At 48.9% G+C, this 12,388-nt stretch carries 13 protein-coding genes; 9 read left to right on the forward strand and 4 right to left on the reverse strand.

The window, feature by feature from the left end; translation table 11 throughout:
- Positions 1–49: 49 nt before the first annotated feature.
- Complete coding sequence (gene bla, locus ACO0LF_RS04470) at positions 50–943, reverse strand: class A beta-lactamase (RefSeq protein ID WP_423012284.1); 894 nt, start codon at positions 941–943, stop codon at positions 50–52.
- Between the two features lie 325 nt (positions 944–1,268).
- On the opposite strand from bla, the gene ACO0LF_RS04475 reads away from it, so the two are divergent.
- From ACO0LF_RS04475 to ACO0LF_RS04485, 3 genes are all read left to right on the forward strand, one after another.
- Positions 1,269–2,498, forward strand: a complete 1,230-nt coding sequence (locus tag ACO0LF_RS04475) for a pyridoxal phosphate-dependent aminotransferase (RefSeq protein WP_423012286.1) — start codon at positions 1,269–1,271, stop codon at positions 2,496–2,498.
- Positions 2,499–2,633: 135 nt separating this feature from the next.
- On the forward strand, positions 2,634–3,944 hold the full coding sequence (locus tag ACO0LF_RS04480) for a homoserine dehydrogenase (RefSeq protein WP_422975055.1): 1,311 nt from the start codon (positions 2,634–2,636) through the stop codon (positions 3,942–3,944).
- Between the two features lie 85 nt (positions 3,945–4,029).
- Positions 4,030–5,271 (forward strand): MFS transporter, encoded by a 1,242-nt coding sequence (locus ACO0LF_RS04485; RefSeq protein WP_423012289.1) that lies wholly within the window; start codon positions 4,030–4,032, stop codon positions 5,269–5,271.
- A 47-nt stretch (positions 5,272–5,318) separates the two neighbouring features.
- On the opposite strand, the gene ACO0LF_RS04490 is transcribed toward ACO0LF_RS04485, so the two are convergent.
- The 3 genes from ACO0LF_RS04490 to ACO0LF_RS04500 are packed head-to-tail and all read right to left on the reverse strand — an operon-like array spanning position 5,319 to position 7,423.
- Complete coding sequence (locus tag ACO0LF_RS04490) at positions 5,319–6,065, reverse strand: NRDE family protein (RefSeq protein WP_423012292.1); 747 nt, start codon at positions 6,063–6,065, stop codon at positions 5,319–5,321.
- Positions 6,056–6,343, reverse strand: a complete 288-nt coding sequence (locus ACO0LF_RS04495) for a DUF4936 family protein (protein WP_423012294.1) — start codon at positions 6,341–6,343, stop codon at positions 6,056–6,058. The genes ACO0LF_RS04490 and ACO0LF_RS04495 overlap by 10 nt, the downstream gene beginning before the upstream one ends.
- Before the next feature lie 39 nt (positions 6,344–6,382).
- On the reverse strand, positions 6,383–7,423 hold the full coding sequence (locus ACO0LF_RS04500; RefSeq protein WP_423012296.1) for a YgfZ/GcvT domain-containing protein: 1,041 nt from the start codon (positions 7,421–7,423) through the stop codon (positions 6,383–6,385).
- Between the two features lie 152 nt (positions 7,424–7,575).
- Between ACO0LF_RS04500 and mltG the strand changes: the two genes are divergently transcribed.
- The 6 genes from mltG (at position 7,576) to ACO0LF_RS04530 (ending at position 12,160) form a co-directional block, all read left to right on the forward strand.
- Positions 7,576–8,562: an endolytic transglycosylase MltG gene (mltG, locus tag ACO0LF_RS04505; protein WP_423012298.1), complete on the forward strand. Its 987-nt coding sequence runs from the start codon at positions 7,576–7,578 to the stop codon at positions 8,560–8,562.
- A gap of 15 nt (positions 8,563–8,577) precedes the next feature.
- Positions 8,578–9,225 carry a dTMP kinase gene (tmk, locus tag ACO0LF_RS04510; RefSeq protein WP_423012300.1) on the forward strand — a complete coding sequence of 216 codons (648 nt, stop codon included), beginning with the start codon at positions 8,578–8,580 and terminating at the stop codon, positions 9,223–9,225.
- Positions 9,222–10,253 carry a DNA polymerase III subunit delta' gene (gene holB / locus ACO0LF_RS04515; protein WP_423012302.1) on the forward strand — a complete coding sequence of 344 codons (1,032 nt, stop codon included), beginning with the start codon at positions 9,222–9,224 and terminating at the stop codon, positions 10,251–10,253. The genes tmk and holB overlap by 4 nt, the downstream gene beginning before the upstream one ends.
- Before the next feature lie 20 nt (positions 10,254–10,273).
- Positions 10,274–10,663, forward strand: a complete 390-nt coding sequence (locus tag ACO0LF_RS04520; RefSeq protein ID WP_423001137.1) for a PilZ domain-containing protein — start codon at positions 10,274–10,276, stop codon at positions 10,661–10,663.
- 5 nt (positions 10,664–10,668) lie between these two features.
- A complete protein-coding gene (locus tag ACO0LF_RS04525; protein ID WP_423012461.1) occupies positions 10,669–11,172 on the forward strand; it encodes a GNAT family N-acetyltransferase in 504 nt (167 codons plus the stop codon).
- A gap of 82 nt (positions 11,173–11,254) precedes the next feature.
- A complete protein-coding gene (locus ACO0LF_RS04530) occupies positions 11,255–12,160 on the forward strand; it encodes a 23S rRNA (adenine(2030)-N(6))-methyltransferase RlmJ (RefSeq protein ID WP_423012304.1) in 906 nt (301 codons plus the stop codon).
- Positions 12,161–12,388: the final 228 nt, after the last annotated feature.

Raw genomic sequence — 12,388 nt, forward strand, 5'->3', positions numbered from 1 at the left:
CATTGTAACGTTTTTTATTCCTGCTCATACTATCCTTGCGATTTCAGGCTTATTTTTTTGTCCAGGCATCCCATCCTACCCGCGTAATTTTGGCGATGGTGAGGTCGCGGGAGACATGCGGCGCTGTACTGTCAGTGATAAAGACGGCAACTACCATATGGTGACCATCTGGTAAAGTCACAATACCTACGTCATTATGGGCAGGGGTCAAGCTGCCGCGAGGGGGCGAATTACCGCTGATGTGAACGACAGGTGTGCCTGCAGGCAGCAAGCCTTTGATGCGACCCGGGCTGGGCTTAGTGTCAGTCTTGGTGTCAATATCGGTCATCCATTGCATGAGCAAATCATGACTTTTGGGACTGAGCGCTTTACCTTGCTGAAAAGCTTGTAACAGCTTGATCATGGCTTTGGGTGTGGCCACATTGCGGTACTGCATATTCCAGGATTTTGCCATTTCCTTGTCGGTATCAATGATCTTGATCTCCTGTATTCCCAGTCGTGCCAGATATTGCATGACTGCATTTGGCCCACCCAGCAAACGCAACAAGACATCGCTGGCTGTGCCATCGCTATCTGCGATGGCATGATGCATGAGTTCTTTCAAGGTAATTTTAAAATTGCCGTCGGGGTGTTCGTCGCGTAACAAGCTATGTTGTTCTTCATTGAGCAAGTCTTCTTTGCTAACGACGATCTTGTGATCCAGCTTGAGCTTGTTTTGATCCACAGCTGCCAATGCTGCCATGACGATAGGTAACTTGCTCACACCTTGCATCGGTGCTGGCGCATCCGGCAATATCCACAGGCTTTGTCCTGTTTCCAGCACCAGAAGGCTGGCGCTCAGCCTGCCACCACTATCGATGGCGATGGCTTCCAGGACGTTTTGTGAGCGGGCATTCTCCAGGAGTGCGAATGTCAATAAGACGGAAAGCAAGAGTTTTTTCATGATGGTTTCTTATTCGGTGTTCAAGGCTTTATGATAGATGCAGTACTTTTTGCTCTCTTTATCTGCGTCTGGATAAGCGTATTAGGTGGCAAAACCCTCATTTACGATACATGCTGCGACTCTATCCATGCAAATCTGCTGGTGAGTTCGCCTTTTGCTAAGTTCTGATTGATAAAATTCGGCGCTTTGTGCAGAATGGAACGTTCGGCAGTGCAGCATTTTCTGTATTGCGCTTATTTTCTGTATTGTAGGCTTTCATCTGCTTTCAGCTTAGCTTGTAAATGTGGATGTTGCCAACTCATGAATATTATCAAGGATTGCAGCGGTGCGACCTATACAAAAATCACAAAAACTAGCAGACGTTTGTTATGACATCCGTGGCCCTGTCATGGAAAAAGCCAAGCAGATGGAAGATGAAGGTCACAAGATCATCAAGCTGAACATAGGCAATCTGGCTGTCTTCAACTTTGATCCGCCGGATGAAATCGTGCAGGACATGATACGCAATATGCAAAATGCAGCCGGTTATACCGACTCCAAAGGCATGTTCGCACCGCGCAAAGCCATCATGCATTACACCCAGGAAAAGCATATCCGTGGTGTGACGATAGAAGATATTTATATCGGCAATGGCGCGTCAGAACTGATCGTCATGGGCATGAATGCCTTGCTCAATAGTGGTGACGAAGTATTAGTGCCCGCACCTGATTATCCATTGTGGACAGCGGCAGTGAGTCTGTCAGGCGGCAAGCCTGTGCATTATGTCTGCGACGAAAGTGCAGACTGGATGCCGGATATCGACGACATTAAGAGCAAGATCACGCCCAACACCAAGGCCATCGTCGTCATCAATCCGAATAACCCTACCGGTGCCTTGTACCCGGTTGAGGTCTTGCAGCAGATAGTCGAAGTAGCACGCCAGCATCAGCTTATCGTTTTTGCAGATGAAATTTACGACAAGACTTTGTATGATGGCGAAGAGCATACCTCGATTGCTTCGCTGGCCGATGACGTGCTGTTCCTGACGCTGAATGGGCTTTCCAAGAATTACCGTTCTTGTGGCTATCGCGCAGGCTGGATGGTGGTATCCGGTGAAAAACGTCATGCCAAGGATTATATTGAAGGCTTGAATATGTTAGCCTCCATGCGTTTGTGTGCAAATGCGCCGGGGCAGTTTGCTATCCAGACGGCGCTTGGTGGCTACCAGAGCATTAATGACTTGGTTGGACCTGGTGGTCGCTTGCTCAAGCAACGCGATCTGGCGCACAAGCTGTTGACGGCAATTCCTGGTGTGACTTGCGTCAAACCCAAGGCTGCGTTGTATATGTTTCCCAAACTGGACCCCGTGATGTATCCCATCAAGGATGACCAGGAGTTTATCCACGAACTGCTGACCGAGCAGCGCGTGTTGCTGGTACAGGGAACGGGATTTAACTGGATCAATCCCGACCATTTCCGTGTGGTGTTCTTGCCCAATACGGATGATTTGACAGATGCTTTCGGGCGTATAGCTAACTTTTTAGAGTTATACCGAAAGCGTCACGGCACCAATTAGCAGTACTTGCGCAAAACCGCCCCAGCGGTGTTATGACTCCTAGTCGTACAATTTGTACTGCCTTCGTCGTCATGCCTTGCTGGGACAATTTTGCGAAAGTCCTGAAATTTTCATTTTTTACTGTTTAGAAAACTTATGAAACCCATCAAAGTAGGCCTGTTAGGCATAGGCACCGTCGGCTCCGGCACTTTCAACGTTTTGAAGCGCAATCAATTAGAGATTACGCGTCGCGCAGGTCGCTCGATTGAGATTGCCATGGTGGCAGACCTGAACGTTGAGCGGGCGCGTGAGTTGACCAATGGTGAATGTGAAGTCGTCAATGATGCCAATCTGGTGGTCACTAACCCGGATATCGATATCGTCATCGAATTGATCGGTGGTTATGGCATCGCCAAAGACCTGGTCATGAAAGCCATTGCCAATGGCAAGCATGTGGTCACTGCTAATAAAGCTTTGCTGGCCACACATGGCAATGAAATTTTCAAGGCGGCAGAAGAAAAAGGCGTCATGGTCGCATTTGAAGCCGCGGTTGCTGGCGGCATCCCTATCATCAAGGCTTTGCGTGAAGGCCTGACTGCCAACCGCATACAGTGGATCGCCGGTATCATTAATGGCACGACCAATTTCATCTTGTCTGAAATGCGTGACAAAGGTCTGGACTTTGCCACTGTGTTAAAACAGGCGCAAGAACTGGGCTATGCAGAAGCGGACCCTACCTTTGATATCGAAGGTGTCGATGCTGCGCACAAAGCTACTATCATGGCATCAATTGCCTATGGCATTCCCATGCAGTTTGACAAAGCCCATGTCGAAGGCATCACCAAACTGCAAGCCAGTGATATCCGTTATGCAGAAGAACTGGGTTATCGCATCAAATTGCTGGGTATCAGCAAACGTACTGAAGCTGGCATAGAACTACGTGTGCATCCAACCCTGATCCCGGAAAAGCGCCTGATCGCCAATGTGGAGGGTGCCATGAATGCGGTACTGGTACATGGTGATGCAGTCGGCGCAACGCTGTACTATGGCAAGGGTGCTGGTTCTGAGCCTACCGCGTCTGCAGTAATTGCCGATCTGGTGGATATCACGCGCCTGGCAACGGCTGATCCTGAGCATCGCGTGCCTTACCTGGCTTTTCAGTCTAATTCCCTCAGTGATTTGCCAGTCTTGCCTATGGCAGAAATCGTCACCAGTTATTATCTGCGTATGCATGTGGCAGACAAACCTGGTGTTCTGGCTGATGTCACACGTATCCTGGCAGATTTGACGATTTCCATCGATGCCATGCTGCAAAAAGAACCGGCTGAAGGTGAAACGCAGACAGATATCATCATTCTCACGCATCAGACCAAGGAAAAAAATATTGTCGCAGCGATAGAGAAAATCGAAAAACTCGATTCCGTCTTTGGTGCCGTGACGAAGTTGCGCCTGGAAGAACTGAGCTAAATTTTCAGAAATTAAACAAAAAAGCGTGGTCATGCAATAATGACCACGCTTTTTTCTTTTCTCAAGTCAGTACAAACAGGAAGATATGCCGCGCCTCTCACTATCGCAGTTGCTGTCCTATGCTTTGTTTGGCTTTCCGCTGGCGATGGTAGCTTTGCCCATCTATGTCTATGTGCCACAGTTTTATGCCGACCGCCTGGGCATGTCTTTATCGGCAATAGGTACTGCATTATTGTTGACCCGCATCATGGATGCCTTCATTGATCCATTCATAGGAGCAGTGATAGACCGCAGGCCACAGAGCCGTACTTACGCACCGTATATAGTTTTGGCATTGCCATTATTGATTATTGGTTTCATTGGACTATTTCATCCTCCTCACTTGTCAGGCAATCCTGCTTTCGCCTGGTTCTTCGTGACACTGGTGGTTGTATATGCCGGATTCAGCCTGGCCAGTATTGCTTACCAAAGTTGGGGGGCGGCCCTGACGCAAGAGCCAGGTCAAAGAGTCAGGCTGACCAGTGTACGGGAGGCATGTGGCCTTGCTGGCGTGATTACGACAGCCATCATCATACAGTTTGGCAATGTCACAATATTGTCTGGCATCTTGAGTTTTAGTCTGCTGATAACTGCATTGCTTTTGATACGCCGTACGTCACGAAAGTCGGGTGTGACAGAAGTAGATCATGTCCCGCTGTCTTTGCGTCATCTATTCGCCAATCACAGTTTCAAAGCCTTGTTTCTGGTATTTGTAGTCAATGGCATAGCCGCTGCCATACCGGCGACCTTGTTCCTGTTTTTTACTAAAGATCGCCTGCATCTGGCACATTTGTCCGGCGTGTTGTTGCTGATATATTTTCTGGCTGCTGCTTTATCCATGTCTTTTTGGACTCACCTGGCCCAAAGAAAAGGCGAAGTCAAAGCATGGCTGTTTGCGATGTTGCTGTCAGTCCTCAGTTTTGTTGGCGTGCTGGCCCTGGATGCTGGTGATGCCTGGGCTTTTGCTATGATTTGTATTTTTTCAGGCATTAGCCTGGGAGCAGACCTGGCATTGCCGCCGGCTTTGCTGGCAGGCGTCATCCATGCCGCAGGGCATAGTGAAAAAAACGAAGCCAGCTATTTTGGCGTCTGGAACTGGGCCAGCAAAATGAACCTGGCCGTGGCAGCAGGCCTTGCCTTGCCAGCGCTGGAATACCTGGGCTATGTGCCTGGTGTGGCAAGTCCCAAGGGCTTGCAGGCGCTGACACTGGCGTATGCAGCTTTACCCTGCATATTAAAGTTGCTGGCGGCAGCTTTGTTGTGGAAAGCCAAACTTGAAAAAATATAAGGCCTGACTAGCAATGAATGACGATCAGGCCAGATATTGAATACTACTCAGCGCAACAGCTTTTCATGGAATTCCGCCGGATAGTCTTTGTGAACTTTGACTACCGTAGAAACCCTGGTGCCATAACTGGGTGAGACTATGCAGGGCGAGGACAATAAGCGCTCCATCTCGAAAGAAACACCAGTATCAGGCAAGCGGCAATCGGGGGCGGGGGTGGTGTTGGCTAACACTTCAAAATAGGCATCTACCGGGGCGCGCTGGCATATCATGCTGGCAAATTCCGCCTTGGTACGGACAACTTTAGGCCAGGGAGTATCTAACGAGGCATTTGAAATGCCATAGATGCCAGGGGGTAGGGGTTGACCATTGCGTACATCGTCCTGATTGCGGTTGGAAAACCAGATCAAGTCTTCCTTGTCACCGATCAGTAAATTGAAACCATTATAGTCCGCGACGGTATCGCGAATGCTGGCGATATATTCTTGCGCACTCAAGTCGCTATTGAGGTAATTGGCAACCAGTTCGCCGCGCGATGGGGCATCTTCCCGTCTTTCGGAAGGTGCGCGGATATTGGTAATGGCGGCAAATTTGCTGGTCAGGCTATCTGCGCCATCCAGTGTAGTCATGCCCAGCCAGGTGCCGCCGGATTGCAAGTCGCGTCCCGCATATATTTTGGGATTGTCTTGCCACCAGTCTGCCGCAGAGGCAGGCCGGTCATAAAATTCGTCACGGTTACCGGCAAACACAAATGGTGTGCAGGGTATCAACTTCCAGGCAAAGACAATCAGGCACATAAGTCTACATCCATAAAATATTCCATATGTCGCTTACCAGACAGTAATTGCTGTAATCCAGTTTGCGCGTAAGCCAGCTCAAGTCGCTGTTCAAAATCAGACGTAACCTGATGATAAATCTCCATCCAGGTATGCATGCCATCCTGTTCCGCTGGACGTCTCTGCAAGCCTGGCCTTTGCTGGTCAGCCTGACGCATCAGGTTTTGCAACAACTGCTCCTGTTGCAGCACTTCAGCTTCTTTGTCAGCACTGGCTTTAAAATAAATATAGCAATTCATATGCCTGCTTTTAATTCTTTATTGCGCGAATTTGTATAATTATTGCGTAATGTCGGTTATCGCATACGGCAGAGGCAATATCTCTATTGCCGCGCCAGTGGCCGAACCCAAGCTCAGTTGACCACTTTCCTGATCGGCCAGCTTCATTTCTATCAGCACCAGCGAACGGTCTTCCTGATGTTGTTCTGCATTAACGATCATGCCGCAAGGCTGGCTGACATCATCGCTATTAAATACTTCGGTTCCTGCTGCTACATCTTTCGCGTGTACCAGTGCTATTGCCATACGACGCTTGAGTTTGCCCAGATATTGGCTGCGCGCGACTATTTCCTGGCCTGGATAGCAACCTTTTTTAAAGTTCACTCCGCCTATGAGTTCAAAATTGATCATCTGAGGGACAAACTTCTCTTGTGTGCTGGCGATGACAATGGCAATGCCCGCCTGAATCTCAGTCACACGCCAGGCGCTGGTGTTCACTGCCTTTAACTGGGTATTTAATTTTGGCCAGGCTTGCTGGGCAATTTCCACCGGCGCTATCCATTGATAACGCGGTGCATCTTTGGCATCGCTCATGCGCAGCAGGCTGCCATATTCATTACTCAGTTTTTGGTCAACTTTGGCTGGCAACTCCGGGAACCATTCTTGCAGTGCTGCTGACGCAGCAGTTCCGCCTAGCCCCAAAACGACGTATTCAGCATTGATATCGTGTAATTTGGCCTTGGCCCGTAAAACAAACATTTGCAAGCGTTTCTGTACAGTCGCTTGTATGGTTTTTGATAGTTGCAGGATAATATCCTGGCCATCTTTCCAGTACACAAAGCTGGCCAGCATACGTCCTTTGGGAGTGCAATAGGCAGCGCGGCGCAGTTCACTGCCACCCAAATGCTCAACGTCGTTGCTTAATTGATTATGCAAGAATGAGGCGGCGTCTTCACCAGTGACACGAATCAGACCAAGATCGGTCAAAGGAGCAATAAACCCTGTCTGCAGGGCATCTGACTGCCAATGCGGTACGAAACCAGTAATGCTCAAGTCTTCAAGCGCTGCGCCCTGGCTGGATAAAAAGTCTTCCCACGTCATATTGATATACTCACTCTTATTTGCTGATTTATCTGCTGATTCGCTTAATGTCTGCGCTGGCCTTACAATACCGCCTGCACCTGTTCAGGCGAATTATAGTAGTGTCTGCAAAATCTCGTCAGAACTCCCTCAATTTTGATTAAGCTGTCTACATGGGTTTCATAAAAAAACTATTTGTATTATTGATTTTACTTGCGCTGGCCGCAGGTGGCGGCTTCTATTACTGGATGCAACTCCCTATTTTCAGCGAGGGCGCAGCACGGGAATTTACCATCAAGCCAGGTAGCAGCGTACGTAGTGCATCGCGCCAGGTTTATGAGGCAGGTGTGCCGGTGCAGCCATTGCTGTTTGAGGCACTGGCACGCGCATTAGGCAAGGCTAATCGCATGAAAGCAGGGTCTTTTGAGATAGAGGCGGGTAAAACTCCAGTCGATTTGCTCAATAAGATCGTCAATGGTGAATTTTCCATGGCCAGCCTGGCAGTCATAGAAGGTTGGACATTTCAACAAATGCGCAAGCTGGTCGACGCACATCCAGCCATCAAGCATGAAACCCAGGGCTTGAGTGAAGCTGAGCTCATGCGCAAGATCACACCTGATTTTCCGCAGGCAGAAGGCTTGTTCTTTCCAGATACCTATCGCTTTGCCAAGGGCAGTACCGATGTTCAGCTATATCAGCAGGCGCATGCCCTATTGTTGAAGAAACTCGATGAAGCCTGGAAAAAACGCGCAGATGGCTTGCCTTACAAGAATCCTTATGAAGCGCTGACTATGGCTTCCATCATAGAAAAAGAGACTGGGCAAAAATCCGAGCGCCCTATGATAGCCTCGGTCTTTGTCAATCGCCTGCGTACAGGTATGCTGTTGCAAACCGACCCAACCGTTATTTATGGCATGGGTGAGCGCTATCAAGGCAAGATACATAAACGTGATTTGCTGACCGATACGCCCTATAACACCTACACACGCGTTGGCTTGCCGCCCACGCCGATTGCCCTGCCTGGCATGGAGTCGATTTTCGCGGCTTTGGCGCCAGCACGCAGTGATGCTTTATACTTCGTGGCGCGTGGTAATGGCACCAGTCAGTTTTCAGATAACCTGAATGACCATAATCGCGCAGTGAACAAGTATCAACGCTAATTAATAAAATCAAGAATGAAGCCCACAGGAAAATTTATCAGCTTTGAAGGCATAGACGGTGCAGGTAAGTCCACCCATATCGCCTATGTGGCAGAGCGTTTGCAAAACAGACTGCAAGCGTATGAAGTAAAAGTCATTTGTAGCCGTGAACCAGGTGGTACTCCGCTAGGTGAGACCTTGCGCGAATTGCTTTTGAAGCAAAAAATGCATCTGGAAACAGAGGCTTTATTGATGTTTGCCGTGCGTCGTGAACATATTGCGCAAGTCATAGAGCCTGCACTCGCTCAGGGTAATTGGGTTATTTCAGATCGATTCACGGATGCCAGCTTTGCTTATCAGGGTGGTGGCAGGAATTTATCGCTGGATAAACTCAATGCCTTGGAACAATGGGTGCATCCGCATTTGCAGCCAGACCTGACGCTATTATTCGATGTACCTTTGGAAGTGGCACGTGCCCGCCTGGACGCAACACGTGATCTGGACAAGTTTGAACAAGAAAAAGCCGATTTTTTTGCCGCTACCCGCAATGAATACCTACGCAGGGCTGCGGAATTTCCACAGCGTTTCAGAATCATAGACTCCACGCAAAGCATAGAGGCAATTCGTTTGCAGCTGGATGTCTTGATCGACGACTTGCTAAAATCGGCGCATGCAGTGATATGAGGCACCCACTTTATACCTGGCAAGAAGAAGCCTGGCAGCAGATGCAGGCTTTGGGGGAGCGCTTGCCTCATGCTTTTCTATTGCACGGACCACAAGGCATAGGTAAAACTGTGTTTGCCGAGCATTTGGCGCAATCCCTGCTTTGCGAAAGCCCGGGGAAGGGTGGGCATGCTTGTCAGCAATGTGGGTCCTGTGGCTGGTTTGCACAATACAGTCATCCTGATTATCGTCGCGTCAGGCCAGAGTTGCTGGATGAAGAAGACGCGCCAGCAGGTGATGAGACGGAACCTGCTGCTAAGACCAGCAAGGCCAGTAAAGCACCTTCCAAGGAAATCGTCATCAACCAAATCCGGGCTTTGTCGGATTTCATGAATATTTCCACTCACCGCAGCGGCAGGCGCGTCATCGTCTTGTATCCTGCCGAGGCGCTGAATGTGCCAGCGGCAAATGCCTTGCTGAAATCGCTGGAAGAGCCTAATGCCAATACAGTATTCATACTGGTTTCGAATAGCATAGACAGGTTGTTGCCAACGATCTTGTCGCGTTGCCACAAGTTTGGGCTAGGTTTGCCTGATGCTGCTGTCGCTCTGGAGTGGTTGCAAAAACAAGGGATCAAAGACGCCGACGTCTGGCTTGCACAACAGGGCGGCGCCCCTTTGGCAGCGATGGATATGGCGCATTCAGACTTGCGTGCTGACCTGGATGAATTTATCCGCTTTTTGAGCAAGCCAGGTACAGAACTGAGCCTCAAAACAGCTGACAAGATGCAGAAAATGGAAATGCCCGTCGTCGTTGGCTGGCTACAACGTTGGCTCTACGATATATTTTCCTATAAACAAAGTGGCAGAATCCGGTATCATCCTCGCTATGAGAAAGAGTTGAAAGCCTTGTCCATGCAGGTTGATGCGTCAGCTTTGCAGCAATTCATCAAGAATTGCAATGAAAGACAGGCGATAGCCAGCCATCCTTTGTCGGCCAAATTATTTTTGGAAGACATGCTGCTTGAATACTCAGCACTATTTAATTAAAGAATTGAGAAAGCCTGAACATGTCAGATTTACCAGCAGACCCTAGTGCTCCGCTCAATATGCCTTCACCGAATCGACCTTCGGTGTTATCACTGGCAATTAAAGAAAAAGCTGCCTTGTTTGCAGCCTACATGCCTTTCTTGAAGCATGGCGGTATTTTTGTGCCTACTAACAAGACATATCGCCTGGGTGAAGAGATTTATCTGATTTTGACACTCCTGGATGACCCCAACAAATACCCTATCGCTGGCAAAGTGGCCTGGATCACTCCTGCAGGTGCTGGTAATAACAAGTCGCAAGGTATAGGTGTGCACTTCCCGGATGATGAAAGTGGTACCAGGATACGCTTGCGTGTAGAAGAATTGCTAGGCGCGGCAGTACGTTCTTCCCGGGCCACGCATACGATTTGATGAAGATGGCTGCAGAATTTACGCATAGACTGGCTCAATTTGAGGATTTGCCACAAATCGTGGAGATTTATAACTCCACCATTGAGTCCCGTGAGGTTACCGCAGATACCGAGCCGGTGACGGTAGAGTCACGTCATGCCTGGTTTCATGAGCATCACCCGGAGTCACGACCGCTCTGGGTCTGCGAACAACATGGCCAGATCATAGGCTGGTTATCATTTTCGAATTTTTATGGCAGGCCTGCCTATTCAGGCACTGCCGAATTGTCTATTTACTTGCATGTAGCAGCACGTGGTCAGGGTTTGGGACGTTATTTCCTGAATCAGGCTATTGCCCATGCACCTAAAATCAAGGTTCACACTCTGCTAGGCTTTATTTTTGGTCATAATGTCCCTAGTCTGAAGTTATTTGCTGCGTTTGATTTTGCGACCTGGGCAAATATGCCACGGGTAGCGACATTGGATGGCATAGAGCGCGATTTGATCATACTCGGCAAGCGGGTAGCCTGAACTAGCTTTTCATTTTCGCTTGCTACCATTTCGGGTGACTTGCCTATGGCAGGTTGCCTATCCATTTTTGAAAGATTTTATTATGCTGAGCTACCGCCACGGCTTTCATGCCGGTAATCATGCCGACGTCCTGAAGCACTTTGTCCTGATCCAGTTGCTTGATTATCTGGGCCAAAAAGATACGGCCTATACCTATATCGACACCCATGCAGGTGCTGGTTTGTATGCACTTGATAGTGGCTATGCCAGTAAGAATGCGGAATTTGAGACTGGTATCGCTCCTTTGTGGGACAGGAAAGATATCCCCGAGGCTCTGGCTTCCTATATGGATTTGATCAAGGGCCTCAATCCCAGCGGTAAAATGCGTTACTACCCTGGCTCACCATATTGCGCCAATATCGTCATGCGTGAGCAAGACCGCTTGCGCCTGTTTGAGCTGCATCCCAGCGAAATCAAGATATTGAGCGAAAATTTCCGCAAGCTTGATAACCATGCAGCAGAGCAGGGCATACGCCAGACAGTCAGGGGTAAGCGCGTCATTATCTCGGCTGGCGATGGTTTTGAAAGCCTGAAGGCCTTGTTGCCGCCGCCATCTCGCCGTGGCATGGTACTCATCGATCCTCCCTATGAAGTCAAGGATGACTATCGTCGCGTCAAGGTCTGCCTTGAGGATGGCATAAAACGCTTCCCTACTGGTACCTTTGCGGTCTGGTATCCCGTCTTGCAGCGTCAGGAATCGTGCTCCCTGCCAGAAAAACTCAAACGCCTGCAAGCGAATAGCTGGCTCAATGTGACTTTATCCATCAGTGGCCCATCGCCAGATGGTTTTGGCCTGCATAGCAGCGGCATGTTTATCTTGAACCCACCCTGGACTTTGCTGGCTACCCTGAAGGAAGTCATGCCCTATCTGGTCAAAGTGTTGGGCAAAGATGGGGGGGCTGGTTTTGTACTTGAGTCCGGCGAAGCGGGGACAACTGGAAAACGTTAAGAGAATGTGTTCGTCAAGGAGAGCAAGGCTCTCTTTTCGAGACAAAGCAAATTTGTTGATTGCTGCAATGCGGAAGAGCTTTCTTCCGCATTTTTGTTTGTGGGGAAACAAAAAAGTTGAAGCTAAACAAGATATCCTTTGTGCATTGCAAAAAAAATACTGATTGACGGATTAGTACGGTCGTACAAAAATCGATAAAGAATAATATTCAGAAAATTAACGAAATAC

This window comes from Undibacterium sp. Di27W, assembly GCF_049340345.1.
Lineage (GTDB): Bacteria > Pseudomonadota > Gammaproteobacteria > Burkholderiales > Burkholderiaceae_D > Undibacterium.

Coding starts and splice junctions, on each gene's coding strand:
- bla (WP_423012284.1), bottom strand. CDS start 943: ATGAAAAAACTCTTGCTTTCCGTCTTATTGACATTCGCACTCCTGGAG.
- ACO0LF_RS04480 (WP_422975055.1), top strand. CDS start 2,634: ATGAAACCCATCAAAGTAGGCCTGTTAGGCATAGGCACCGTCGGCTCC.
- ACO0LF_RS04485 (WP_423012289.1), top strand. CDS start 4,030: ATGCCGCGCCTCTCACTATCGCAGTTGCTGTCCTATGCTTTGTTTGGC.
- ACO0LF_RS04490 (WP_423012292.1), bottom strand. CDS start 6,065: ATGTGCCTGATTGTCTTTGCCTGGAAGTTGATACCCTGCACACCATTT.
- ACO0LF_RS04495 (WP_423012294.1), bottom strand. CDS start 6,343: ATGAATTGCTATATTTATTTTAAAGCCAGTGCTGACAAAGAAGCTGAA.
- ACO0LF_RS04500 (WP_423012296.1), bottom strand. CDS start 7,423: ATGACGTGGGAAGACTTTTTATCCAGCCAGGGCGCAGCGCTTGAAGAC.
- mltG (WP_423012298.1), top strand. CDS start 7,576: ATGGGTTTCATAAAAAAACTATTTGTATTATTGATTTTACTTGCGCTG.
- tmk (WP_423012300.1), top strand. CDS start 8,578: ATGAAGCCCACAGGAAAATTTATCAGCTTTGAAGGCATAGACGGTGCA.
- holB (WP_423012302.1), top strand. CDS start 9,222: ATGAGGCACCCACTTTATACCTGGCAAGAAGAAGCCTGGCAGCAGATG.
- ACO0LF_RS04520 (WP_423001137.1), top strand. CDS start 10,274: ATGTCAGATTTACCAGCAGACCCTAGTGCTCCGCTCAATATGCCTTCA.
- ACO0LF_RS04525 (WP_423012461.1), top strand. CDS start 10,669: ATGGCTGCAGAATTTACGCATAGACTGGCTCAATTTGAGGATTTGCCA.
- ACO0LF_RS04530 (WP_423012304.1), top strand. CDS start 11,255: ATGCTGAGCTACCGCCACGGCTTTCATGCCGGTAATCATGCCGACGTC.